General features: G+C 74.0%; 18 protein-coding genes and 3 pseudogenes. 7 read left to right on the top strand and 14 right to left on the bottom strand.

All coding sequences use genetic code 11. The features are described 5' to 3' along the window. Window positions 1-77: 77 nt before the first annotated feature. On the bottom strand, window positions 78-317 hold the full coding sequence (locus ACGFIG_RS25495) for a winged helix-turn-helix domain-containing protein (protein WP_393007397.1): 240 nt from the start codon (window positions 315-317) through the stop codon (window positions 78-80). Between the two features lie 311 nt (window positions 318-628). On the opposite strand from ACGFIG_RS25495, the gene ACGFIG_RS25490 reads away from it, so the two are divergent. Together ACGFIG_RS25490 and ACGFIG_RS25485 are read left to right on the top strand one after the other, a co-directional pair. Beyond that, the gene (locus ACGFIG_RS25490) at window positions 629-922 is read left to right on the top strand and encodes a DivIVA domain-containing protein (RefSeq protein ID WP_393006943.1); all 294 of its coding nucleotides are present in this window, start codon (window positions 629-631) and stop codon (window positions 920-922) included. A gap of 195 nt (window positions 923-1,117) precedes the next feature. Further along, entirely contained in the window at window positions 1,118-2,005 is an 888-nt protein-coding gene (locus ACGFIG_RS25485; protein WP_393006941.1) for an SDR family NAD(P)-dependent oxidoreductase, read from the top strand. 206 nt (window positions 2,006-2,211) lie between these two features. On the opposite strand, the gene ACGFIG_RS25480 is transcribed toward ACGFIG_RS25485, so the two are convergent. Continuing rightward, complete coding sequence (locus ACGFIG_RS25480; RefSeq protein ID WP_393006939.1) at window positions 2,212-2,850, bottom strand: DUF559 domain-containing protein; 639 nt, start codon at window positions 2,848-2,850, stop codon at window positions 2,212-2,214. 619 nt (window positions 2,851-3,469) lie between these two features. Between ACGFIG_RS25480 and ACGFIG_RS25475 the strand changes: the two genes are divergently transcribed. After that, window positions 3,470-4,483: an ADP-ribosylglycohydrolase family protein gene (locus ACGFIG_RS25475; RefSeq protein WP_393006937.1), complete on the top strand. Its 1,014-nt coding sequence runs from the start codon at window positions 3,470-3,472 to the stop codon at window positions 4,481-4,483. A 294-nt stretch (window positions 4,484-4,777) separates the two neighbouring features. On the opposite strand, the gene ACGFIG_RS25470 is transcribed toward ACGFIG_RS25475, so the two are convergent. Beyond that, the gene (locus ACGFIG_RS25470; protein WP_393006935.1) at window positions 4,778-5,383 is read right to left on the bottom strand and encodes a hypothetical protein; all 606 of its coding nucleotides are present in this window, start codon (window positions 5,381-5,383) and stop codon (window positions 4,778-4,780) included. 204 nt (window positions 5,384-5,587) lie between these two features. Here ACGFIG_RS25470 and ACGFIG_RS25465 point away from each other — a divergent pair, with 204 nt between their 5' ends. After that, window positions 5,588-6,049: a hypothetical protein gene (locus tag ACGFIG_RS25465; RefSeq protein ID WP_393007395.1), complete on the top strand. Its 462-nt coding sequence runs from the start codon at window positions 5,588-5,590 to the stop codon at window positions 6,047-6,049. Between the two features lie 48 nt (window positions 6,050-6,097). Here ACGFIG_RS25465 and ACGFIG_RS25460 read toward each other — a convergent pair whose 3' ends face one another. Both ACGFIG_RS25460 and ACGFIG_RS25455 read right to left on the bottom strand, forming a co-directional pair. Next, window positions 6,098-7,723 (bottom strand): ABC transporter permease, encoded by a 1,626-nt coding sequence (locus tag ACGFIG_RS25460; RefSeq protein WP_393006933.1) that lies wholly within the window; start codon window positions 7,721-7,723, stop codon window positions 6,098-6,100. Window positions 7,724-7,842: 119 nt separating this feature from the next. Further along, window positions 7,843-8,754, bottom strand: a pseudogene (locus ACGFIG_RS25455) (ATP-binding cassette domain-containing protein); the annotation flags it as partial. A gap of 141 nt (window positions 8,755-8,895) precedes the next feature. Between ACGFIG_RS25455 and ACGFIG_RS25450 the strand changes: the two are divergent. Continuing rightward, the gene (locus tag ACGFIG_RS25450; protein WP_393006931.1) at window positions 8,896-9,738 is read left to right on the top strand and encodes a TetR family transcriptional regulator; all 843 of its coding nucleotides are present in this window, start codon (window positions 8,896-8,898) and stop codon (window positions 9,736-9,738) included. 42 nt (window positions 9,739-9,780) lie between these two features. Here the strand turns inward: ACGFIG_RS25450 and ACGFIG_RS25445 are convergent, their stop codons facing one another. Continuing rightward, entirely contained in the window at window positions 9,781-11,574 is a 1,794-nt protein-coding gene (locus tag ACGFIG_RS25445) for an ABC transporter ATP-binding protein (protein WP_393006929.1), read from the bottom strand. Window positions 11,575-11,652: 78 nt separating this feature from the next. Between ACGFIG_RS25445 and ACGFIG_RS25440 the strand changes: the two genes are divergently transcribed. Both ACGFIG_RS25440 and ACGFIG_RS25435 read left to right on the top strand, forming a co-directional pair. Continuing rightward, complete coding sequence (locus ACGFIG_RS25440; RefSeq protein WP_393006927.1) at window positions 11,653-12,087, top strand: MarR family winged helix-turn-helix transcriptional regulator; 435 nt, start codon at window positions 11,653-11,655, stop codon at window positions 12,085-12,087. A gap of 246 nt (window positions 12,088-12,333) precedes the next feature. Further along, on the top strand, window positions 12,334-14,118 hold the full coding sequence (locus ACGFIG_RS25435) for an N-acetylglutaminylglutamine amidotransferase (RefSeq protein ID WP_393006925.1): 1,785 nt from the start codon (window positions 12,334-12,336) through the stop codon (window positions 14,116-14,118). Between the two features lie 91 nt (window positions 14,119-14,209). Here the strand turns inward: ACGFIG_RS25435 and ACGFIG_RS25430 are convergent, their stop codons facing one another. From ACGFIG_RS25430 to ACGFIG_RS25395, 8 genes and pseudogenes are all read right to left on the bottom strand, one after another. Beyond that, complete coding sequence (locus tag ACGFIG_RS25430; RefSeq protein ID WP_393006923.1) at window positions 14,210-15,343, bottom strand: glutamate--cysteine ligase; 1,134 nt, start codon at window positions 15,341-15,343, stop codon at window positions 14,210-14,212. 100 nt (window positions 15,344-15,443) lie between these two features. Next, complete coding sequence (locus ACGFIG_RS25425; RefSeq protein ID WP_393007393.1) at window positions 15,444-16,655, bottom strand: RNA polymerase sigma factor; 1,212 nt, start codon at window positions 16,653-16,655, stop codon at window positions 15,444-15,446. A gap of 21 nt (window positions 16,656-16,676) precedes the next feature. After that, window positions 16,677-19,529, bottom strand: coding sequence for a hypothetical protein (locus ACGFIG_RS25420; RefSeq protein ID WP_393006921.1), 2,853 nt, complete (start codon window positions 19,527-19,529; stop codon window positions 16,677-16,679). Beyond that, a complete protein-coding gene (locus ACGFIG_RS25415; protein ID WP_393006919.1) occupies window positions 19,526-20,638 on the bottom strand; it encodes an AAA family ATPase in 1,113 nt (370 codons plus the stop codon). Before ACGFIG_RS25415 ends, ACGFIG_RS25420 begins: the two co-directional genes overlap by 4 nt. 14 nt (window positions 20,639-20,652) lie before the next feature. Next, window positions 20,653-21,726 (bottom strand): annotated as a pseudogene (locus ACGFIG_RS25410) (VWA domain-containing protein); the annotation flags it as partial. Window positions 21,727-21,888: 162 nt separating this feature from the next. After that, window positions 21,889-22,176: pseudogene (locus ACGFIG_RS25405) on the bottom strand (hypothetical protein); the annotation flags it as partial. After that, complete coding sequence (locus tag ACGFIG_RS25400; RefSeq protein ID WP_393006917.1) at window positions 22,173-23,579, bottom strand: hypothetical protein; 1,407 nt, start codon at window positions 23,577-23,579, stop codon at window positions 22,173-22,175. The gene ACGFIG_RS25400 and the pseudogene ACGFIG_RS25405, both read right to left, overlap by 4 nt. Continuing rightward, window positions 23,579-24,034 carry a hypothetical protein gene (locus tag ACGFIG_RS25395; protein ID WP_393007391.1) on the bottom strand — a complete coding sequence of 152 codons (456 nt, stop codon included), beginning with the start codon at window positions 24,032-24,034 and terminating at the stop codon, window positions 23,579-23,581. Before ACGFIG_RS25395 ends, ACGFIG_RS25400 begins: the two co-directional genes overlap by 1 nt. Window positions 24,035-24,170: the final 136 nt, after the last annotated feature.

The raw sequence follows: 24,170 nt of genomic DNA, 5'->3' as shown, positions 1-24,170 counted from the left end.
TGCCATCGACACTGTCAGCTACCCGTCACCACGAAGACAACGGACCCGATCGAGTGTCGAGCCGACTCGCTCGCTGCCTACGGCTCCCGCATCCAGAGCTTCGGGTCGTTCACGAAGACACCCTTCCCTTGGTGCCGCCAGATCACCCGGAGGGCTTCGAGACGCACGTAGACCTGCTTGACGGTGGAAGGGCTCACCTCGTGCGTCGCGGCGAGCTGCGTGATCGAGGGCAGCTTGTCGCCCGGCTTCAGCTCCTTCGCCCTGATGTCGGCGACGATCTTGTCGGCGATGCGGATGTAGTCGGCGGTGATCGGCATGACTCCCCCTGCGTGGCACGCCAATTCGATCACGCAACGACACCTCGCGACAACTCATCGTTTGACTCGGATGACTGGGACAGCTAAGTTGGAAGCCGCCTCTCCCCTTGCGTGGCAACAAGGAGCGGAGGCACCCCCTGGTCGGGGCGGCTTGCCCGTGCCTGTCCCGACGGCTGCTCTGCTGTCGTACCGCTGAATCGAGCTGCGACGGCCGAGCGGGCGGGTCGTCCGCGGCCCCCGCGCGGACGACCCGCCCTTCCAGACCCACCGCGAGGAGTCCGCGCTCCCGCGTGCCCGCAGAGAGGATCGTCGTGGCTCAGGTGTATCGAGGCGGTCAGCCCTACCCGGCCGGCTATCCCGGGCGGATGACCCCGCACGAGGTGCGAACCCGGGAGTTCGCCGCCCGCCGACGCGGCGTCGACCAGGTGGAGGTACGCGAGTTCCAGGCCCGGGTGGCCGACGAGCTGGCCATGCTCAACGAGACGGTACGGCTGCTCACCCAGGAGAACGACCGGGTCCGGCGGGCGCTGCGCGACTGGCAGAGCAGACATGCGCGGGAGTGCCGGCCGCCGCAGGAACACCACCACGACTCCGGCCACTGGTGACGGGGCCGCATGCGGGAGCCGATGCGGGCTGACGTCGCCGGTACGACGGGTGGTGCGGCGCCGCAGACCGGCTGCCCGTCGGCGACCTCCGCGTCGGCGCCGAGCGTTTTGCGACGGTCATCGCGGGTAGTCGCCGCAGCAGTCCGGGCTGGGCGATGACCTGCATGCCGCGAACCGAACAACGAAGGCACTCGAATGACCAGGAACGTCGACTCGACACACCCCTTCGGCTTGGCCGGTCGGGTCGCGGTCGTCACCGGGGCCGCCCGGGGGATCGGGCGCGCTGCCGCAGTCGCTCTCGCCGCCGCCGGCGCGGACGTCGTCGGGATCGACATCGTGGCCGAAGTGAGCCCACGGATGGACTACTCCCCGGCCGTCCCCGCCGACCTGGCCGAGACCGGGCGCGCCGTGCGTGAGCACGATTCCGGGTGGCTCGCGATCGAGGCCGACATCCGCGATATGAAGGCCATGCGTACGGCGGCGAAGACGGCTGCCGACCGGTGGGGCGGGGTCGATATCGTGTTCGCCAACGCCGGCATACAGGCGTTCAAGCCGCTGTTGGAGATGGACGACGACGACTGGCACGAACACATCGACACCAACCTCAACGGGACCGCCAACACACTGCGCGCGTTCGCCCCGTACCTGGTCGAGCGCGGCGGAGGCCGACTGATCGTCACGTCGTCCACCCAAGGGCAGCACGGCACCCTGTGGGGCGCCAGCTATGCGGCTTCCAAGTGGGGCATCCTCGGCCTGATGAAATCGGCGGCGCTGGAGTTGGGCCAGTACGGCATCACGGTCAACGCGATCGTCCCAGGCCTCATCGACACGGCGCTGACCCGGCACGAGGACCGCTATGCACAGGCCATCGCCGACGGGGGAAACACACCCACCGGCGACGAGGCGAAGGACGAGAAGACGGCTGCGGCGGCCCTCGCGGGCAAGCTCCCGCTCCGCGTGCCGTGGATCGAACCGGCGGATGTGGCACCGGCCGTCGTCTACCTCGCCTCCGACGCGGCCCGCATGGTGTCCGGAGCAACGCTGTCCGTCACGGGCGGTGACAGCGCGCGATTCACGCCCTGAGCCCGCGCCGCGTCGCTCACCTGCTCGGGGCTTCCACGGACCGGGTATCCCTGGTCGGCGCACGGGTCCGCTCAGCGGTCGCGCTCGTCCGACGCTCGTGCTCGTCGGCTCGTCAGGCGCTCGTGTCTCGTCAAGCGCTCGTGTTCGGCCGGTGACTCGTCAGGCGCTCGTGTTCGGCCGATGGCTCGTCAGGCGCTCGTGTCTCGTCAAGCGCTCGTGTTCGGCCGGCGGCTCGTCAGGATGGCCAGGGTCTCCCGGCGTACGTCGTCCGGCTCGTGGAACAGACGACGGTGGGCGAAGCGGACCACCAGGATCCCGATGGTCGCCAGCAGCGCGTCACGACGCAGGTCGATCTCCCGCTGGCGCGGGTCGGCATGTGTCGTGGCACCGTCGAGTTCGATGTTGACCTGCTCCCGCTCGGCGAACAGGTCGAGATACGTGGTCCGCAGCCCGACACGTATCCGTACCTGACGACGGAACGCCGGCATCTGCGGACCGGTGAAGACGCGTTCGTGCCCCCAGATCTCCAGCGGGCTGCGGCAGCCCTCGGCGAGCCTCGTCAGCAGCGTCCGCAGCGCTGCCCGGTCGTACAATCTCGGCGCGCTACTCAGGGCCACCGCCAACCGCTCAGGCGTGGTGAGTCGATCGTTGACCGCCCGGATCACCGGCGCGCGCCGCTCGGCGGACGGCAGGAGCGGCCACGAGTCGACCAGGGTCTGCTCGATGCGGGTCACCAGCAGCCCGCGCCGGAGCACCACCTGCGGCGGTTCGACCGCGAAGGCCTCGCGTCGATGCACGACCAGTCCGGGCCGGGTACGCAGGCTGGCGCCGGCCGGCGTGCTCACATGGAGCACATCGCCGGTCACCTGCCGACGCAACGCCCACACCTCGAGTGCGCTGAGGTGGCTGAGCGCGCCTCGACCGTCAGCCCACGCGAGAGCGGCACGATGGCCGAGAGCGGGAGCGAGCCGGCTGACGGCCGGAGCGATGCGACTCACGGCGGAAGCATCGGTGCCGTCGGCGGCAGCGAGGCGGCCATCGGCCGGAGTGGGGCGGCCATTGACGGGGGCGTGGTTGCCAGGTGCGTCTTGCAGCAGGTGTGCCGCCGCGAACACCCCGGGCAGTACCCGCACCAGATCACCGCGACCGCATGCCCGCTGCAACGTCCACTCGGGCACCACCTGCAATGCCGTCGTCCGGGTCACCAGCCCGCCGCCACGCTCCACCAACTCTCGAAGCACCACATCCACGTCACGACCGTTCCGCCCCTAGCCTTTCCCGCGCAACCGCCCGCTCGCTCCCCTGTGGACAGGCTCTCCGCTGTGGACAACACCCCACCGCCTCTCGCCACCTGCTATGGCGGATCCTGATCGTTGACAGTTGAGCTGCTCGATTCGCGGCGTGTCGACTCGTCCAGCTGCCAACGATCATGGGGAACCAGCGTTCGCGAATATGCTGCACGGCGTGACCAAGGTGACGGCGGAGCAACTCGCCAGCGCTCGGGGTTGTGTGCTCGGGTTGATGCTCGGGGACGCCGTCGGCGCGACGGGCGGCTCGGTGCCGGAGTCCGGGCCGCTGCGGGCTTCCAGCGCCGGGCAGCTCGCCTGCTTCACCATCGACGGCCTGATCCGCGCCCACGTGCGGCACCGGCACCGGGGCATCTGTCATCCGCCGAGCATGGTGTGGGAGTCGTACCGGAGCTGGGCCACGATCCAGGGCGTACCCGGCTTCGAGATCGGCAACGACGGCAACGGGCCGCGAGGCTGGCTGGTGCGGGTGCCGGCGCTGGCCGAGCGGCGCGGGTCGGCGCCGGCGACGGTGGCCGCACTCCAGCGACGCAAGATGGGCACGATCGACGATCCCAGCGGTACGAGCACCGGGGCGCACGCGCTCACCCGGACCCTGCCGGTCAGCCTCTACCCGTGCGACGCGGCGGAGATGGCCGCCCTCACGCACGCGGGTGACGCCGTCGGCGTCGCCGGGCTGGCGGGTGCCGTGATCCGTCTGCTCGCTGCGGGACGCCCACTCGTCGAGGCCCTGGTGAGCGTGGCGTCGGATCCGGGAGACTTCTCCGAGGTGGCGCAGCGGTCCCTGGTTCCGGCTCTCGCCGCTGCCGGGTCGGGTGCGCCCTCTGTCCACGAGCTGACCCGGCTGGCTCCCGATGCCCGGGCGGTCTCCGCGCTGGCGGGCGGCGTCTACGCCGTCGCCTGCTTCCCGGGCCGCGAGGCGGTACGCGAGGCGCTCCTCTTCGCCGCCTCGGCCGGCGACGGCGGGCACGCCGTGACGGTGGCCGGTGCCCTGCTGGGTACGGCGCACGGGCCGGACGCGCTCCCGGTCGACTGGCTGTCCCGGTTGGAGCTGGCGTGGACGGCCGACACGCTGGCCCGCGACCTCGTCACCGAGTTGCACGACAGCCCGTCGGGAGGCGAGTACTTCCCACCGACCGATCCACACTGGCGGACCCGCTACCCCGGCTGACGTCGGATCGGAGCGCGTCCGTACGCGAAGTGCGACCCTGATGACCGTCCACCGCCCCGCAAGGGCCTCGGCCCGCACGGTCAACCGCCCCGCAAGGTCTCCGGCCCGCAAGGTCCTCGGCGACCGCCGCCCGCCTCGGCCGCGTCGAACGGCACCCCGGTCACGTCCCCCATCGGGTGCTGGGCGTCGGGGGCAAGGACGTGTTCGGGAGGTCGGCTCGGTGCGGGGCGGCTCCCGCCGCGCCGGGCTGTACGGGCCCGTCAACAGCCGGGTCGGACGGGTCTCCGGTCGCGCTCAGCGCCCGATCAGGGCCTGTCCGGACGCCTCCGGCGTCTGCCGTGACGCCCTGCCCGCCCGGATCTCGTCCAGCCTCGCTTCGAGCACCACCGCCTGGGCGACCGAGCCGCCACGGACGCCGAGGCCGCCACGGGCCGCGCGGTAGAAGAGGTCGCGCGCCTCGTTGGCCCGGTGCAGCAGGTCGGCGAGATCGTGGTCGTCGCCCGGGTCGAGTCCACGGGCCACCCGCTCGATCTGCCAGACGGCGTCCCGCCACTCGCGGGCCGCCGACACGGTCGAGGCGTCCCCGAGCAGCAGGAGGCTCTCCCAGGCCAACGTGTGCCGGACGTCCGCGTCGGCCAGGCGGGTGAGGCCTTCTTCCCGGTCCATCCGGTGCCCGCGCGAGTGGGGTCGCTCGTCCACGAGCATGCGGTTGGCGACGGCGTGGATCTCCTTGATCACCCGCGCGAACTCGACGTACGCGTCGAGCCGCCGGTCGTCCCAGCGGACGGACTGGTTCCGCTTCCACCGGGTGCGGTCGGCGAGGGAGGTGGCGACGATCGTGCCGATCGTGCCGACCAGCACACCGATGAGGGCGGGCAACTGCGTGACGATGCTTCCCATACCTGGAGCCTGCCAGTCACCGGCAAGCGGGCTTCGCCGCGGGACCACTCGGGTAGCAGGGCGAGCGGGCAGCCGAGGGTGGCGCCGTGCAGGCTTGACCCTCGAGTCGGTCGAGCCCCGAGCATGTATCGCGGAGACCCGACAGCCGGCTGCCCGGCCCTGACCGCGAGGAGCATGGTGGACACGAACGACGCCGACGACGTCATGGCGCACCTCGGCCGCGCCCTGGAACTGGGTACGGCCGGCGACCGTACCGCCGCACGCCTGGCCCTGACCGAACTCTGGGACCGGGTCGGCGACACCGGGGACGCGCTGCACCGCTGCACCGTCGCGCACCACCTGGCCGACCTTCAGGACTCGGTCGCGGACGAGGTGGCGTGGGACCGCCGGGCGCTGGCCGCCGTCGCGGACCTCAGCGACGAGCGCGTGCGGCGGCACGACGCGTCGTTGCGGGTCCGGGCCCTCCTGCCGTCGCTGCACCTCAACCTCGCCGACGGGTACCGCCGTGCCGGCGACGCCGCCCGCGCCCGCGACCACCTGGCGATCGCGACGCCGCTCGTCGCCGAGCTGCCGGACGACGCGTACCGCACGATGATCGACGACGCGATCACACGGGTGAGCGCGCTTCTCGACAGCGGATCGCGGGAACCTCTCGCCGCGCCCTGACACGTGCCTGCCGTCGCAGTCCGGTGCGGGGAGGACCGTGACCTTCCGTCAGCTCGGGACGTCGCGGCGGCGGAAGCCGGCCATGCCGGCCGCGAGCAGCACCCCCGCCACCGCCGTCAGCACGACCAGCGGCAGCACCGCCGGGTCGGCCGCCGGGGCCGGCGGCACGTGGGTGTACGGCGACAGGTTCAGCGCCGCCTGCGGCAGGTCGAGCACCGCGCCCAACTGCCCGAGCAGCAGGAACGCGATCAGCGCCGCCCAGGACAGCGCCACCGACCAGCGCGGCAGTAGGCCGAACAGCGCGGTCACCACCCCCGCGACCACGAGCAGGGCCGGCAGTCGCACCAGTGCCGCCCCGCCCAGCTCGACCGCCCGGCCGAGGGGATCGCCGGCGACCAGACCGTAGCCGAGCCCGGTGGTGAGCCCGCCCACCAGCACCAGGGCGAGCGCGCCGAGCGTCGCCGCGAGCACCTGTGTCGTCAGCCAACGGGTGCGGCTGACCGCCGTGGCCAGCACCGCCTCCAGCGGCCCGTCGCTCTCGTCGTTGCGCGTACGCAGCAGCGCCTGCACGACGTACGCGCCGATGGTCAGCGCGAACAGCCCCAGCATCGCCGCCAGGTACGCGTCGATCAATCGTGCGCCGCCGCCCATCGCGCTGATGGCCTCGGCGGCGGCCGGGTTCTCCTCGATCATGGCGTTGAACTCGTCGCCGGCGATGCCCATCGAGAACCCGAGCACCGCCACCCCGACCGCCCAGCCGAGCAGCGCCCCGCGCTGCAGCCGCCAGGCCAGCCCGGCGGGGCTGAGCAGACCGGGTACGGCTGTGGCCGGCCCGCGCCGGGGCGCGACGAGCCCGGCCCCGACGTCCCGCCGCTCGGCGAGGGCGTACGCGAGCGCCACCCCGGCGACCAGCAGCGCGACGGGCAGCGCCAGCGTCCACCAGCGTTCGCCGCCGAAGGCCCGCACCTGGTTGCCCCAGCCGAGCGGGGAGAGCCAGGACGGCCAGGCGCTGACCACCCGCAGCCCGCCGTCGACCTGCTCGCCCAGTACGTCACCGGCCGCGCGGAGCAGGAAGGAGATCCCGACCGCGGCGGCGGCGAGCGCGTTGGCGCCCCGGGAGGTGACCGACAGCTGGGCGGTGACGGCGGCGACGCCGGTGAAGGCCACCCCGACGCCCCCGATGGCGGCGGCCGCGGCGACCGACCCGGCGAGCGGCAGGCCGGCACCGGCCAGCGCGGCGGCGAGCAGGGCGGCGGCGGCCACGTTCGCCGCGACGACCACCAGCAGCGCGGCGGTGAGCAGCGCGTACCGGCCGACGACGGAGGCGCCGAGCAGTTCCGCCCGGCCCGTCTCCTCGTTCTGCCGGGTGTGCCGGACGACCGCGAAGGTGCTCAGCAGGGCGGCGAGCAGGGCCAGCGTCACGTACGTCTCGGCGACCACGACCGCGCCGAGGTCGGTGCCGGCGATCGGGCCGTTGAAGGCGCGGGCGACCAGGCTGGACGCCGACGTGCTGGCGTAGCCGACGCGGGCCGCCTCGTCGGGGTAGAACTCCTTGACGCTGCCGGCGAGGGCGTAGCCGAGCAGAGGCGTGCCGAGCACCCAGATCGCCAGCCGGACCCGGTCGCGGCGCAGCACGAGCCGGGCGAGTCGCCCGGTGCCGGTGAACGCGCTCACCGGACGCCCTCCGGCCGGCCGGCACCCGGACCGTCGCCAGCACCCGGCCCGTCGCGGCCGGCACCTTCATTCGGGCCGGCACCGTCAGTCGGGCCGGCACCGTCAGTCGGGCCGGCCACCGACCCGGAGGATCCGGCGGCGACGGTGGCGCGTTCGTCGCCGTAGTGGCGCAGGAACAGCTCCTCAAGGGTGGGCGGGGCGCTGGTCAGCGCCCGGACGCCGAAACGCACCAGGTGCCCGAGCAGATCGTCGAGGTGGGCGGGCTCGACCTCCAGGTGGGTACGCCCGTCGACCTCACGCACGTCGTGGACGCCGGGCAGCGCGGCCAGGCCCGTCGCCGGTCGCGCGGTCTCGACCGCGACGGCCGTACGCGTGAGATGGCGCAGCTCGGCGAGGGTGCCGGACTCGACGGTGCGCCCCTCGCGGATGATGCTGACCCGGTCGCAGAGCGCCTCGACCTCGGCCAGCACGTGGCTGGAGAGCAGGACGGTCGCGCCCTCGCGCTTGAGCTGGCGGACCTCGTCCTGGAACACGGCCTCCATCAGCGGATCGAGCCCGGAGGTCGGCTCGTCGAGCACGTAGAGCTCGACGTCCGAGGCGAGGGCGGCGACGATGGCGACCTTCTGCCGGTTGCCCTTCGAGTAGGTGCGGCACTTGCGCGTCGGGTCGAGGTCGAAGCGCTCCAGCAGGTCGTCGCGGCGACGCCGGTCGAGGCCACCGCGCAGCTGCCCGAAGAGGTCGATCGCCTCGCCGCCGGACAGGTTCGGCCACAGGTTCACGTCGCCGGGCACGTACGCCAGCCGGCGGTGCAGGGCCACCGCGTCGCGCCAGGGGTCGGCGTCGAAGACCCGTACGTCGCCCGCGTCGCGGCGCAGCAGGCCGAGCAGGACGCGGATCGTGGTGGACTTGCCCGAGCCGTTGGGGCCGAGGAAGCCGTGCACCTCCCCCGCCCCGACCTTCAGCGCGAGTCCGTCGAGCGCCCGGACGCTGCCGAACGTCTTGACCAGGTCGTCGATGGAGATGACGGGCATGGACCCCTCCTGCCGCTGGCGGTGCCGACCTGCGCGACCGGATCGAGGCAGGCCTGCCGACGACCACACTGTACTGACCGATGGTCAGTCGAATCAATGGTGCCGCCTCCCGGCGGTCAGGGCGCGGCTACGCTTGCCGCCATGACCGCCGAGGCGCCCGACGACACGCGCACCCGGATCCTGCGCGCCGCGCTCGACCTGTTCGCCGAGCACGGCTACCAGCGCACCTCGCTGCGCCAGATCGCCGAGCGGCTGCGGCTGACCAAGGCGGCGATCCTCTACCACTTCCCCGCCAAGGAGCACCTGCTCACCGCCCTGGTCGAGCCGCTGGTCGCCGATTTCGAGGCGCTGCTCGACACGGCCGAGGCGGGGCCGGCCGAGCGGGCCCGGTGGACGGTACTGGAGGGCTGGGTGGACATCATCCTGGGCCACCGCCGTCCACTCGGCATGCTCTTCCACGACATCGCGCTCGTCGGTCGGGGCGACACCTACCACCGCCTGATCCGGATCGCCCTGCGCGCCAACGACCTGATCGCCGGGCCCGACGCCGGGCGCCGGGAGCGGGTACGGGCGGTGCAGGCGGTCGCCGCGTGCAGCGACCCGATCGTCTTCTTCACCGACGTGCCGGACGAGGTGCTGCGCGCCGACATGCTCGACGGCGTACGCCGGCTGCTCGGCGACCCGGCGGGCACCGACCCGACCAGCGGCGCGGGCGCGGAGACCGGCGACGGCACGGGCACCACGTCCGGCGACGGCCCGGGTGTGCCGCGCCCCGGCGACGGCGCGGGTGCGCCGACCTCCGGAGGCGGTGCGGTGAGGGGCCGGCGGCGGCCCGGGCGGCCGCGGGCGATGGGTGCGGAGCAGGTGGCGGCGGCCCGGCGGATGCACGCCGAGGGCAGCCACTCGGCCGACGAGATCGCCGCCGCGCTCGGGGTCTCGCGGGCCACCGTCTACCGCCACCTCGACCCGACCGTCGCAGAATAATGAGACGGATTATGCGACGGTTCTGAGACTCGCGACGAGTCGTCAGGCGGCCAGCGTGGCGTAGCGGCCGGCGCGCTCCAGCAGTCCGTCGTGGCTGCCGGACTCGACGATCCGGCCGTGGTCGAGCACGGCGATCTGGTCCGCGCCCCGCACCGTGGAGAGCCGGTGGGCGATGGTGATGGTGGTACGCCCCCGGGCCACCTCGTCGAACGCCCGCTGCACGGCGCGTTCGGTCTCGGTGTCGAGCGCGCTGGTGGCCTCGTCGAGGATCAGGATGCGCGGGTCGCGCAGCAGCGTACGGGCGATGGCGAGGCGCTGCTTCTCGCCGCCGGAGAAGCGGTGCCCCCGGGAGCCGACGACCGTGTCGTACCCGTCGGGCAGCCCGGCGAGCAGGTCGTGGATCTGGGCGGCGCGGGCGGCTGCCTCGATCTCGGCGTCGGTGGCGTCGGGGCGGGCGTAGCGCAGGTTCTCCCGCACGGTGGTGTGCAGCAGGTACGTCTCCTGGCTGACCACGCCGACGATCGCGGCCAGGTCGGCCAGGCGCAGGTCGCGCAGGTCGACGCCGTCGACGGTGATCCGGCCGCTCGTCGGGTCGTGCAGCCGGCTGACGAGCGCGGCCAGGGTGCTCTTGCCGGAGCCGGTCTCGCCGACCAGGGCCAGGCTGGTGCCGGCCGGCACGTCGAGGGTGATCCCGGCGACGGCGGCGGTGTCGCTGCCCGGGTAGCGGAAGGTGACGTCGGTCAGGCGCAGGCGGCCTCGGACCCGGCGGGGGTCGACGTCGGCCGGCTCGGCGGGGTCGTCCACCTCGACGGGCAGGTCCAGGTACTCGAAGATCCTGGCGAACAGCGCCAGCGAGGCGGTCACCGAGACGCCCACGTTGAGCAGGCCCATCAGCGGGCGGAACAGCCCGCCCTGCAACGCGGTGAAGGCGACCAGGGTGCCGATGCTGAGCGTGCCGGCGGCGCCGGGCAGCCCGGCGCTGAGGTAGATGACCGCCGGGATGGCGGCGAAGACGATGCTCATCGTGGCCATCCGCCAGCGGCCGGCGAGTTCGGAGCGCAGTTCCAGGTCGACCAGGCGGGCCGACGAGGCGGCGAAGCGCGCGGCCAGGGCGGGGCCGGTGCCGAGGGTCTTGGCGAGTTGCACCCCGCTGACCGACAGCCCCTCCTCGACGGTGACGTTGAGGTCGGCGAGTTCGCGCTGGCGCTGCGCGGTGATCTCGCGACGCAGGTGGGCGACCCTGCGGGTCAGCCAGATGGCCGGCGGCAGCACGACGAGGGAGACCAGGGAGAGCCGCCAGGAGAGCGCGACCATCGCCGCCGCGGTGGCGACCACGGTGGTCAGGTTGGCCGCGATGGCGGTGGCGGTCGAGGTGACCACGCTCTGCATGCCGCCGATGTCGTTGGTGATGCGGGACTGCACCTCGCCGGTGCGGGTGCGGGTGAAGAACGACAGCGACTGCCGTTGCAGGTGGGTGAAGACGTCGGTGCGCAGCCGGTGCATGACCTGCTGGCCGACCCGGGTGGAGATCCAGGTCTGCGCCACGCCGAGCACGGAGGTCACGGCGGCGACGGCGACCATGCCGGCGACCAGGGCGACCAGCAGGGCCAGGTCGCGCTCCGGCAGGGCCCGGTCGATCACGGCGCGCAGCAGGAAGGGCGAGGCCATGGCGAGCACCGAGGAGACCACGATGATCGCGGTGACGGCGCCGATCGCCGCCTTGTGCCGGGCGAAGAGCGTGCCGATGCGCCACAGGGACACCTGGCGGGCCTGCGCCTTCTCGGCGGCGCTGACCTTGCGGGGGCCGCGGTCGCGGCCGGAGGGGATGGGTTCCAAGGGATGCTCCCTCACGTCGACAATGCTGAGGTTACCTCAACATGAGGGAGCAACAGCTTCCGCTGGTACGGTATTCCCGTGACCGCGGACACGGACGGCAGCGACGACGGCAGCGACAGCCTCGCCGAGGAGTTCCGGGCGGTGACCCGGCGGCTGCGCCACCGCACCCGCGAGGCGCTCGCGCCCTGGGACGTCACGCCCGCCCAGTCCCGGGCGCTCGGCGTGCTGATCCGGCACGGCGCGCTGCGGCTCAGCGTGCTCGCCGAGCACCTGCGCATCGCCCCGCGCTCGGCCACCGAGGTCGTCGACGACCTCGAGGCGCGTGGGCTCGTACGGCGCCGCCCCGACCCGGCCGACCGGCGGGCCACCCTGGTCACGCCGACCGAGGAGGGTACGCACACCGGCGCCGCCATCCGTGCCGCCCGGCGGGCCGCCACCGAGGAGCTGTTCGACCGCCTGGCACCCGCCGACCGGGAACAGCTCGCCCGCATCCTGCGTACGCTGCGCGACTGATCCGCCGCCCGGGGCGCGACCTCCTTCGCGGTGCCCTCGCCGGCGCGGAAGAGCCCACCACCGGGCCCGCCCGGGGCCGCGACCGGACACTGCCTGGGTTTGCCGCCCCCGACGGCGGGTAGCCCAGCCGCCCGTCCTGCCGACGGGACCGGGCTCCCCCACGATCGGGCGGCCCGGCGCAGCCGCGACGCCGACGGGAGTGGTGACGGTGGGTCCGATGCCCCGGAAGTCCGGTGGCCGCTGACGATGTGCGGCATCAGCGGCGAGGCCAGGTTCGACGGCTCGGCACCGGACACCGGCGCGGTGACCCGGATGAGCGAGGCGATGCGGTCCCGGGGCCCGGACGGCGAGGGCCTCTTCGACGACGGCTGGGTGGTCCTCGGGCACCGCCGGCTCACCGTCATCGACCTCACCGAGGCCGGCTCCCAGCCGATGGTCCGCGAGGACCTCGGACTGGCGCTGGTCTTCAACGGCTGCGTCTACAACTACCCGCAGCTGCGCGAGGAACTGCGGGAGGCGGGGCACACGTTCCACTCCACCAGCGACACCGAGGTCGTCCTGGTGGCGTACGCGCAGTGGGGCGAGCACTTCGTCGACCACCTGGTCGGCATGTTCGCCGTCGTCCTGGTGGACCGGCGGCGGCGCCGGCTCGTGCTGGCCCGCGACCGGCTCGGCATCAAGCCGCTCTACCTCGCCGAGTCACCCGGCCGGCTGCGCTTCGCCTCCACCCTGCCGGCCCTGCTGCGGGCCGGCGACGTGGACACCGCGATCGACCCGGTGGCGCTGCACCACTACCTCTCCTGGCACTCCATCGTGCCCGCGCCCCGCACCGTCCTGCGCGGGGTGCGCAAGCTGCCCCCGGCCACCGTGCGCGTCGTCGAGGCCGACGGGCGCAGCCGCCAGCACGTCTACTGGCGGCCCGACTACGCCCGGCACCCCGACCACGAGGGGATGGACGCCGCCGACTGGCGGGCCGCCGTCGGGGAGGCGTTGCGCGAAGCGGTACGCCGCCGGCTCGTCGCCGACGTCCCCGTCGGCGTGCTGCTCTCCGGCGGCCTGGACTCCAGCATGATCGTGGCGCTGCTGGCCGAGGCCGGGCAGCACCACCTCCAGACGTTCAGCATCGGCTTCGACAGCCGCGGCGGCGAGTCCGGCGACGAGTTCCACTACTCCGACCTGGTCGCCCGCACCTTCGGCACCGACCACCACCGCATCCGGCTCGCCGACGAGGACCTGGTCCCGGCGGTACGACGGACCGTGCACGCCATGACCGAGCCGATGGGCAGCCACGACGTGGTCGCCTTCCACCTGCTCTCCGAACAGGTGGCCCGGCACGTGAAGGTGGCCCAGTCCGGCCAGGGCGCCGACGAGGTCTTCGCCGGCTACGGCTACCACCAACCCCTCACGCGAGTGCCCCGCGACGGCGCGACGGCGGCCTTCGCCGACGCGTTCTTCGACCGGGACCACGCCGAGCTGAACCGGGTGGTCGACCCCGCGTACGCCTGCGACCGCGACGCCAGTCGCGAACTGCTGGCGGCGGACCTGGCCGCGCCGGGCGCGCAGACGGCGCTGGACGCGGTGCTGCGCCTGGACACCCACCTGATGCTGCCCGACGACCCGGTCAAGCGGGTGGACAGCATGAGCATGGCGTGGGGGCTGGAGGTGCGTACGCCGTTCCTGGACCAGGACCTGGTCACCCTCGCGGCGGCCTGCCCGCCCGAGCACAAGGTGGCCGACGGCGGCAAGGGTGTGCTGAAGGCGGTGGCCCGCGAGGTGCTGCCCGTCGAGGTGGTCGACCGCCCGAAGGGCTACTTCCCGGTGCCGGCGCTGCGCAACGTCGACGGGCCGGTACGGCAGCTCGTCGCCGAGGCCCTCGCCGCCCCCGCCGCCCGCGAGCGCGGCCTGTTCCGCCGCGGGTACGTCGACGAGCTGCTGGCCGAGCCGGACCGGGCGCAGGCCGCCGCCGGCAGCAACAAGCTGTGGCAGCTCGGCCTGCTGGAACTCTGGTTGCAGTCCCACGACATCCGCTGACCGGCGGCCCCTCCCAGGCGAACCGGGCGCCAGCCTGCTCCGCAGCCGGGGCCCGCCAGCCGCCGGCGGCGACGGCGGCAACGGGCGCGGCTCAGCCGGCGCGGGTCTCGGCGGCCAGGTGGTCCAGGACGGCGCGCACGTCGTCGCCGGTGCGCGCCATGACGCGACGTTGCCGGGTGGCGCCGTTGCCGTCGCGGCGCAACCGTAGGAGCTGCTCGCGGACGTAGTCGAGGTCGCCGTGGCGGGCCAGGGCCGGGGTGATGGTGTCGACGAGTTCGCCGACCATTTCCCAGGCGGGACGGGCGACGCCGGCGCGCAGGTCGATCAGGTCGCCCTCCAGCCCGTCGTGGGCGGCCCGCCAGTGCGCGGCGGAGACCAGGCAGTCCCGGATCCGTCGGGCGGGCACCCCGGCGCGCGCGTCGTCGGCCAGCGTCGCGACGAGGGCCCGGACCAGCCCGGCGACCAGCACGGTGTCGTCCACGGCCGGACAGACGTCACCCACCCGCACCTCCACGGTGGGATACGCGGACGACGGACGCGCGTACCAGTAGACCATCGCGGCGTCGAGCATGATCCCGGCGTCGATCAGCTCCGTCACCGTCGCGTCGTAGTCGGCGACCGACTCGAAGTGCGGGGTCGGCCCGATGCTGGGCCAGCGTTCGAGCTGCATGGAGCGCCAGCTGGCGTGCCCGGTGTCGCGGCCGTCGTGCAGCGGCGAGTTGGCGGTGATCGCCTGCACCACCGGCAGCCACGGCCGCAGGTGGTTGCAGACCTGCACGGCCAGTTCGCGGTCGGCCATCCCGACGTGCACGTGGCAGCCGCAGACGGCCGGATCGTGCGCCACCGGCCCGAAGCGCCGCGACATGGCGTGGTAGCGGGGTTTGTCCGGCACCGTCCGGTGCGGCTCGTGCACGGGCGTGGCGCCGACCGCGACGAGCCGGGCCCCGGCGGCCTCCGCCGCGTCACCGGCGGAGCGGCGCAGCGCCACCAGCTGCGCGCGCAGCTCGGCCAGGTCGGCGGTGACGGGCGTGACCATCTCCACCATGCTGTGCCGGAACTCCTGCCGGCTCTGCTCCCGGGCGCTGCCGGACAGGGCGGTGAGCACCCGGTCGGCGACCGGCAGGCTCTCCCCCGTGTGCGGGTCGAGCAGGAGGTACTCCTCCTCGACCCCGATCGTCAACGTGGTCGGGTCGGAAGCGGTGGCAAGTGCCGGACGGTACGTCATGGGCGCTGCGCGTCCGTTCGTCGGGCGGCGCCGGGCGCCGCGCTGCCGGACGACCCGGGTTCCCGGCCCACCGAGCGGGCAAACGCGCAGGAGGCGGCGTTCATCCACCCGGCAGCGTGGTGGCCGCCCGCGCGGCCAGGAAGGCGCGTTCGGCCGCGTTGTCCGTCCGCTCGGCGGCCGTCCGGTACGCCTGCGTCGCCTCCCGCCCCCGGCCCAGCCGCCGCAGCAGGTCGGCCCGGACCGCGTGGAACACGTGGTAGCGGCCCAGGTCGAGCCGCTCGACGGCGGCCAGCCCCGCCGCCGGCCCGGCCACCTCGGCGAGCGCGACGGCCCGGTTCAGCGCCACGACCGGCCCCGGGGCGTACGCGGTGAGCTGGTCGTACAACGTGAGGATCTGGGCCCAGTCGGTGCCGGCGGCGTCGGGAGCGTCGCTGTGCACGGCGGCGATCGCGGCCTGGATCTGGTACGGCCCGGGCCGGTCGCGGCGCAGGCAGCGGCGGACCAGAGCCTGCCCCTCGGCGACGAGCCCGGCGTCCCACCGGCGGCGGTCCTGGGCGGGCAGCGGCACCAGCGCGCCGTCGGCCGTGGTGCGCGCGGGGCGGCGCGCCTCGGTGAGCAGCATCAGCGCCAGCAGGCCCAGCGCCTCCGGCTCGTCCGGCATCAGCTCCACCAGCAGCCGGGCCAGCCGGATCGCCTCGGCGCACAGGTCGTCGCGGACGAGCCGGTCGCCGGAGCCGGCGGTGTGCCCGGCCGTGAAGATCAGGTAGAGCACGGCCAGCACGGCGTCGAGCCGCTCCGGCAGGTCGGCGTCGCCGGGCACCCGGTACGGGATCCCCGCGTCCCGGATCTTGGCCTTGGCGCGCACGATCCGCTGGGCCATGGTCGCCTCGGAGACCAGGAACGCCCTGGCGATCTCGACGGTGCCCAGGCCGCCCAGCAGCCGCAGGGTCAGCGCGACCCGGGCGGCGGGGGCGAGCGCCGGATGGCAGCAGGTGAAGATCAGGCGGAGCCGGTCGTCGTGCACCGGCCCCTCCTCGGTCGGTCCGTCGCGCACGTGCAACAGGGCGGCCTGGGCGTGCCGGTCGGCGCGGGAGGCCTCGCGCCGCAGGCGGTCGACGGCCCGGTTCCGGGCGGTGGTGATGATCCAACCGGCCGGGCTGGGCGGTGGCCCGCTCTCCGGCCACCGCGCCACCGCCACCGTGAACGCCTCCTGCACGGCCTCCTCGGCGAGGCCGATGTCGCCGAGCAGCCGGGTCAGGACGGCGACCGCGCGACCGTACTCCGCGCGGAACACCGCCTCCACGTCGACCATGGCGCTCATGTCGGGCACCGGTCAGCGTGGCGTCGGGGCCAGCAGGCCGGCCACGGCGTCGACGGTCTCCGGGTGCGCGGCCAGCAGGGCGGTCACCCCGACGGGAACGGCGCTGGCCGTGACCCCCGCCTCGCGCCAGCCGCCGGCGCAGCCGAGGAGCGCGGCGACGGCGTCCACGCTCTCCCGGTTGTCCGCCAGCAGGGCGGCCACCGGCCCGGCGGCGACGGCGGTGACGGCTGGCGCCGCCGGGGCGGCCGACCATGGCGGCACCCAGGCGTCCAGCGCGGCCAGCGAGCCCGGGAACGTACGCCCCGCCTCCCGGACCAGCAGCGGCACCAGCTCCGCACCGTGCGCGCGCAGCGTGGTGATCAGGGTGGGCAGCCACGGCAGCAGCACCGGGTCGGGCAGCCGGGCGAACGCGGACGACATCACCTCCACGACGAACGCGGCGAGCCCCGGCACCGGCTCCAGGGCCTGCACGAACCCGCTGAGGTACTGCGGGAAGGCGGGCACCACCAGCGGGTTGGCGAGCAGCGCGGCACACCGCTCGCGCAACTCGGCCAGCGGCAGCAGGCCCAGCTGGTGCCGGGCGGCCCAGAGCAGGGCCACCTTGGCCGGCGTCTCCGGGTGGCACTGCGCCACGGCGAGTTCGAGCTGGGAGCGGTCGCAGCCCAGGGAGAGCGCCAGGCTCTCCATGCCGAACAGGAAGCCCAGCATGGCGCCGACCTGCCGTACGCCGCTGTCCTCGTCGACGAAGGCGGTGGGCAGCAGGGTGCAGTAGTGCGCGTAACCGGTGGTGACGAACGCCTCGCACCAGGCCGGCAGCGGCCCGGTGGCGCGGTGGTGGGCCAGCAGCCGCCGGATCCGGCGCAGCACCTCGGGGGCGTCGTCGACCGTACGTTCGGCGGCGAGCAGCTCCACCGCGCGGGTGCCCAGCTCGTCGACCAGGCGCGGGCTGTCGAGCAGCCGGATGGCGTCCTCGACGGCCTCCAGCGCGACCGAGGCCGTCGCGTCCGGGCCCCGCACCGCGCGACGCAGGCGCTGCTCCAGCACCTGCTCGACGGTCACCCCCTCGTAGCCCAACTCGATGAGCGAACGCTGGTTGCGGCCGAGAGCCAGGTCCCAGCTCTCCTGGATCGAGCGGTGCCCCAGTCGGCGCTCACCCATGATGGGCCGGACCGCGTCGGACGGCAGCAGGTGCCGCAGCCGCCACAGCAGATCGGAGCAGGGCACCAGCTCGGGACTGGCCCGCAGGTCCACCAGGGCCCGCTGGATGGTGCGCTTCTCCAGGTCCAGCCCGAGCGGGGCGAGACGGTCGTGGACGTCGCGGGCGAGCGGCGGCAGGGCCTCGTAGCCCACCTGGCCGACCCGGTCGCCGCCGAACAGGATCTCGCAGAGCCGCCGGACGTCCCGGCGGCCCGGGACGACGTCCTTCTCGATGCAGGTGACCGCCGCGTCGGCGAAGTCGTACGGCGTGGGGCGGGCGCGGTTGCGCAGCCCGGCGAGGAGGATCGAGGTCTCGAAGACGGCGATCGCGTCGGCGGTGCTGGCCAGGTAGCCGTTGCGGCGGGCCAGCCGGACGATGTCGACGCACCAGCCGCGCAGCTCCCCCTCGTCCAGGCCCTGCGGCGCCGGCGGCTGCGCCAGGTATCCCGAGAGCCGGTCGGCGACTTCAGCGGCGGGCGCGGGGGCCGGGGCGGCGCGGCGCCGGCCACCGGTGCGGGTCCGACCCCCGCGCTGGCCCTCCAGCCGGAACGGGGTCAGCCCGGTGCGGTCGACCGCCTTGGCCCAGGTGGCGGCTGCGATCGACACCGAGCCGGGTGCGAGGCCGAACTGCGCCTCGATGGCGGAGTGGCTGGACGGGATGAGCCCGTAGTGCCACCGGGTGGCGGTGCGGGGACTGATCTCGAACGAGGCGTCGCCCCGCAACCCGAACTGCTCCACCCGGCTGGCGGCGTGGAACGCGCCGCAGACGTAGAGGCAGTCGGCGGGGTCGGCCCCGGTGGCGGCGAGGTGCTGGCGCATCCGCGTCCACATGTAGCGCTCGCGGTCCTCGTCCCTGTCCCGGGCGTCCGAGCCGGCCGGGCGCAGCCGCCGGAACAGGCTGCCGATCAGCACCATCACCTGCCGGTAGGTGTCGTGGTCGGCGTCGGCCAGCGGCTGCTCGACGTACTGGTCCCACCACTCCGACCAGTGCCGGACCTTGCCGTGGTGCAGGAGGTAGGCCTCCAGCTCCGCGAAGCGGGGCCGCAGGTCGCCGATCTCGACCCCGACCGCGTCGCCGTGCAGAGCCGCCTCCTCCCCCGCCGGCGCGGCGGCCTCGACGTCCCCGCCGGGCGGGGCCTCCTCGCCGGGGCCGGGCGGGGTCTCCTCGCCCGTGCCGCGTGGGCGGGGCGACCACTGGAAGACGTGGTCGGTGGAGCGGTCCACCAGCACCAGCTCGACGCCGGGCGTCTCCAGCGCGTACGCGATCGCCTGGTATTCGGCGCTGGCCTCGGTGACCGGCGCGACCACGCTGAGCGGCCCCCAGTCGGCCGGGAAGCCCTCCAGCTCCGAGGCGAACGCCTGCACGGCGACCGGGAGGCGGCAGTTGCGCAGCTCGCCCAGCAGCGGCTGGAGGTCCTCGCAGAGCTCCAGGTAGATCACCTTCGGCTGCTTCGCGCGCAGCCGGCGGACCATGGCCAGCGCGGAGGCCGGCGAGTGGTGGCAGACCGGGAAGATCTCCAGCTCCTCGCCGAGGGCGCGGTCGACGTCGTCGACGATGCCGGCGAGGATGTCGGCGACGGCGGCCGAACTGCCGGCGAAGGCGGTGGCGGCGGCCGTGAGCTGCTCGCGCAGCGCGCCGAACGGTCCGATCGTGGTGGGAGCGGTCACGACAGGGCGGCGATCGCCTGGCGGCCGCCGTCGAGGAAGCCCTCCCAACCGCCACCGTCCTGCTTGGCCCGTGGCTCCACGACCCCGTGCAGGTACTTGTTGAGGATCGCCAGGTCCTCCGGGCTGCGTCGGGCGAGCGAGCCCACCAGCGACCCGGCCAGCGTCTCGGCGCGCAGGGTGCGGTCGCCGAAGAACTGGCTGTGCAGGATGGCGTCCTCCAGGACGCCGATCTGTTCGGCGGTGGACAGCGCCGACTCCAGCTTCTCGTCGTCGCTGGTCGCGGCGGAGGCGGCGGCGCGCAGGTCGGCGAAGCTCTGCAACAGGATGTCCAGCAGGGTGGGCGGCACGTCCAGCGTGATCTGGTGGCGGCGCAGCAGCTCCTCGGTGCGGAAGCGGACGATCTCGGCCTCGCTGCGCTTGTTCGTCACCACGGGGATCCGGACGAAGTTGAACCGCCGCTTGAGCGCCGAGGAGAGGTCGTTCACGCCCCGGTCGCGGCTGTTGGCCGTGGCGATGATCGAGAAGCCGGGCCTGGCGAAGACGATGTTGTCGTGGTCCAGCTCCGGGATGCTGACGTACTTCTCCGACAGGATCGAGATCAGCGCGTCCTGCACGTCGCTCGTGGAGCGGGTCAGCTCCTCGAACCGGCCGATGGTGCCCTGCTCCATCGCCGTCATGATCGGCGAGGGGATCATCGACTCCCGGGACTGGCCCCGGGCGATGACCATGGAGACGTTCCACGAGTACTTGATGTGGTCCTCGGTGGTGCCGGCGGTGCCCTGGACCACCAGCGTCGAGTTGCGGCAGACGGCGGCAGCCAGCAGCTCGGCCAGCCAGCTCTTGCCGGTGCCCGGGTCGCCGATCAGCAGCAGGCCCCGGTCCGACGCCAGGGTCACGATGCTGCGTTCGACGAACGTACGGTCGCCGAACCACTTCTGCGGGATCTCCCGGTCGAGCCCGTCGGCGCGCTCCGAGCCGAGGACGAACAGGCGGACCATCCGCGGGCTCAGCCGCCACGAGAACGGCTTCGGGTCGGTGTCGACCGACTCCAGGTAGTCGAGTTCCTCGGCGTACTTGACCTCGGCGGGGGCACGCAGCATCTCGGACATGAGGGGTTGTTCTCCTAGGTGAGGAAGCTCTTGAGCTCGAAGACGAGTTTGCGGATGTGGCCGGAGATCACCGGCGTGCCCAGGTCCTTGAAGCGTTGCCGGAACCAGGGGTTGACGCTCTGCTGGCCCGAGCTGTTGACCGAGCCGACCGGGATGAACCGCACCCCGGAGCGGTGCACCGCCTCGATGCCGTCGAACAGCGGCTGGGAGCGGTCGAACTCGTAGAAGTCCGAGATCCACACCATGACCGTGTTCTTCGGCTCGACGATCTTCGGGCGGGCCAGCGCCATCGCCACCGGGCCGTCGTTGCCGCCGCCCAGCTTCGTACGCAGCAGCACCTCGAACGGGTCGTGCACCCAGGGCGTGAGGTCCAGGGCCCGCGTGTCGTACGCGATCAGGTGCACGTCCACCTTGGGCAGGCCGGCGAAGATCGACGCGAGGATGGTGCAGTTGACCATCGAGTCGACCATGGAGCCCGACTGGTCCACCACCACGATCAGCCGGGCCGGCGTGACCCGCCGGGCGGTCTGCCGGTAGTAGAGGCGGTCCACGTAGAGGCGCTCGTCCTCCGGACTCCAGTTGGTCAGGTTCTGCCAGATCGTGCGGTCGAGGTCGAGGTTGCGGTAGACCCGCTTCGGCGGCACGGACCGGTCGACGACGCCGACGCTGGTCTGCGCGACCTGCGTACGCAGCACCTCGGCGACCTCATCGACGAAGCGCCGGATGAGCGCCTTGGCGTTAGCCAGGGCCACCCCGGAGAGGTTCGCCTTGTCGCGCAGCAGCTGCTCGATCAGCGACATGCTCGGCGTCAGCCGACTGGCCAGCACCGGATCGGCCAGCACCTCCCGCAGGTGCATCCGGCGGACCAGGTCGCCCTCGATGCCGGCCAGCACCCCGCCCAGGCCGTCGCCGCCGCCCTGCCGGCGCAGCCCGCCGGGCTCCATCCCGAGCGCCTGCTCGAACCAGCCGGCGTCGGACTGCCACCGGGCCAGCTGGCCCGCGTCGACCGCGCCGTGGCCGGTGGCGAACACGTTGAGCAGCAGCTTCGACACCAGGGCGGCGCGGCGTACCTCGGCGGCGCCCGGCGCTTGCGGCGGCCCGTCGCCGCCGGTTCCGGCGGCGGATCCCGCAGGCTCGCCGCACCCGCCGGAGTCGGCGGACCCGACGGTGCCTGCGGACCCGACGGTGCCTGCGGACTCGGCGGGATCGGCGGGATCGGCGGCGGATTCGGCGAGGTCAGTCGGGCCGGCGGGATCGCTGGTGGAGTCGGGTGCCGCGGCGGCCGGGGCGTCGGGCTCGGGGTGGAGCAGGCCGCGCAGCTCGTCGGCGATGGCCGGGAAGCGCTGGACGACGGTGTCCACCGAGACCGCCGGATCCAGGAGGGCGGCCGGCAGGCCGAGGTCCTCCACGACCGCCATGCTGGCCGATTCCAGGGTGGGCTGCTCGTCGGGGTCGAAGAGCCGGGCCAGCAGCCGCCAGTAGAGCACCTGGCGCCGGTTGGCGTCGGCGAGGTCCGCGGGGGTCGGCAGATCGGTCATCGGCGCAGCAACCGTCCCGCGCGCTCGCGCAGCACCGCCACGGCGTCGCCCGCCTTGGCCTCCGCCTTGGCGATCTTCGGGTCGGTGATCCCGCCCGCCCAGTCTCCGGTGTGCACGTCGACCGGCCGGCGTTTGACGGTGGTGCGCACCGCCAGGGGTTGCAGCAGCCACCGATCGTCGTCCCACCGGATCAGCCCGATGCAGGCGGCGGATGCGGCCACCAGCTCGGGGGTGAGCGGGCCGCAGGAGGGCAGCCGGTCCACCGCGACGGCGATCGACTGGCCGCCGAGCTCGAAGGTCGTCGTGCCGTCGTCGTCGCGCACGGTGTAGCCCTCCACCAGCACCGGCTCGGCGATCCCGACGGGGTGCCGGTCCAGCGGCGCCGACGCCGCCGCAACCGCCGTGGGCAGCAGGACCCGGGCGGTGGCGAACGGGTCGGCCGGCTCGCCGGGGCGTACCCGGTCGTCGTGCCAGATCAGGTCCGCGCCGTGCAGCGGCAGACCGGTGACCGTCACGGCGCGTCGCTCGGCCAGCGCGGCCAGCAGCACGGGATGGGCGTCCAGCAGGCGCCACAGCGCCGGCCCGACGATCGTCTCCACCTTGACCGCGCCGACCGCGCAGCGGACCAGCCGGGGCGGCCCGCCGTCGGCCGGCTCCAGGATCGCGTGCAGCTGCGCCTGCACGGCGGTGTCGTGCTCGTGCACGTCGACGCCCAGCACCAGCAGCCGCCCGGAGACCTCCTCGGCAGCGGTCGGCGAGGACGCGGTCGCCGCGTCCTGGGCCAGCAGCACACCCCGGGCCCACAGGTCGGCCCAGCGCCGCAGCGGCGGCTGCGCCATCGTGGCCACCGGCACGCAGGCGCGCAGCTCGGCGGCGAGCCCGTCGAGCAGCACCGCGAGCCGGCGCAGCCGGGGCTCGGCGAGGGCCGCCTCGACCGGTGCCCCCGCCCCGGCCACGAGTTCGTGGTCGAGGCCGCCCCAGCCGGTCACCGCCACCTCGTGCAGCCAGGCGCGAGCGCCGGCGCGGGCCGCGACCGCGTCGCCCTCGGGCCCGGCCGCGCCGGCGGCCCAGGGGGCGCGGGAGCGGCCCAGTGCGGAGTCCAGCTGCCCGAGCAGCGCGTCGTGCGCGGCGCCGAACAGCGCGCACCGGGCGCCGGCGAGAGCGAGCAGGTGTTCCTCGGCCACCGAACCGGCGGTCACCTTGGTCACCGCCTCGGCGAGCCGGTCGCCGAGCGGGGTGGCGGCGAACGCACCGGCCAGGGCGGCCAGCGCGGCGGCGTCGTCGGCGCCCACCCGGGCGAGGCCGCGCAGCAGCGCGTCGTCGAGCCCGGCGACCAGGTCGAGGGCGTCGGTCAGACCGGTCGGGGTGCCGTCGCGCAGGGCGGCGAGCTGCGTGCCGAGCATCAGCGGCCCGCCCCGACGGCCGGGAACCAGTGCAGCTCAGGCAGGGCGACCGTGCTGCCGGGCAGTTCGAGGTAGGACAGGTGCCGCAGGAAGCGGCTGAACACGACGGCGGCCGGGGTCGGCTCGTGCCGCCCGTCCAGGGCGGAGAGCAGTTCCCGGGCGGTGTCCACCTCCGCGCCGACGTCGACCCGCAGGTAGCGGGCGACACGCTCGGCGCCGTACTGGAGCAGCGCCTCCTCGGCGAGGGCGTGCAGGTGTTTGCACGGCATGCCGCGCAGCCCTCCGCAGGGACGGTTGTTGTTGGTGCTGCAGTGGTAGGCGTGGGTGCCGGAGGCGATCGACGACACGTAGACCCGGTCGACGTCCGACCCGCTGGAGACCACCCCCTGCAACCGTCCGTCGGCCAACTCGACGAAGGGCACCTTGGCCAGCTTGCGGGGCCGCGCGGGCGGCATCACCCGTACCGTGCTGCGCCGTCGCCACGCGGTCCGTTCCGCGTCAGCCACTGTCCGACCTCCCGTCCGCCGCTTCCGGCGCCGCCCACGACCATCCGGACGCCGGAGGGGCCGCCGGCGTCGCTGTGACGACAAG

It is taken from the genome of Micromonospora sp. NPDC049048 (genome assembly GCF_043197615.1).
Classification (GTDB): Bacteria; Actinomycetota; Actinomycetes; order Mycobacteriales; family Micromonosporaceae; genus Micromonospora.
Note: the sequence above shows the minus strand (reverse complement) of the source record. Positions and strands in the feature narration are given on the sequence as shown.

Excerpts from the sequence above, each read along its gene's own strand:
- ACGFIG_RS25415 (WP_393006919.1), bottom strand. The coding sequence starts at position 20,638 with ATGTCCGAGATGCTGCGTGCCCCCGCCGAGGTCAAGTACGCCGAGGAA.
- ACGFIG_RS25470 (WP_393006935.1), bottom strand. The coding sequence starts at position 5,383 with ATGGGAAGCATCGTCACGCAGTTGCCCGCCCTCATCGGTGTGCTGGTC.
- ACGFIG_RS25450 (WP_393006931.1), top strand. The coding sequence starts at position 8,896 with ATGACCGCCGAGGCGCCCGACGACACGCGCACCCGGATCCTGCGCGCC.
- ACGFIG_RS25425 (WP_393007393.1), bottom strand. The coding sequence starts at position 16,655 with ATGGTCGACGTGGAGGCGGTGTTCCGCGCGGAGTACGGTCGCGCGGTC.
- ACGFIG_RS25400 (WP_393006917.1), bottom strand. The coding sequence starts at position 23,579 with ATGCTCGGCACGCAGCTCGCCGCCCTGCGCGACGGCACCCCGACCGGT.
- ACGFIG_RS25485 (WP_393006941.1), top strand. The coding sequence starts at position 1,118 with ATGACCAGGAACGTCGACTCGACACACCCCTTCGGCTTGGCCGGTCGG.
- ACGFIG_RS25435 (WP_393006925.1), top strand. The coding sequence starts at position 12,334 with ATGTGCGGCATCAGCGGCGAGGCCAGGTTCGACGGCTCGGCACCGGAC.
- ACGFIG_RS25430 (WP_393006923.1), bottom strand. The coding sequence starts at position 15,343 with ATGACGTACCGTCCGGCACTTGCCACCGCTTCCGACCCGACCACGTTG.
- ACGFIG_RS25465 (WP_393007395.1), top strand. The coding sequence starts at position 5,588 with ATGGCGCACCTCGGCCGCGCCCTGGAACTGGGTACGGCCGGCGACCGT.
- ACGFIG_RS25395 (WP_393007391.1), bottom strand. The coding sequence starts at position 24,034 with ATGCCGCCCGCGCGGCCCCGCAAGCTGGCCAAGGTGCCCTTCGTCGAG.
- ACGFIG_RS25495 (WP_393007397.1), bottom strand. The coding sequence starts at position 317 with ATGCCGATCACCGCCGACTACATCCGCATCGCCGACAAGATCGTCGCC.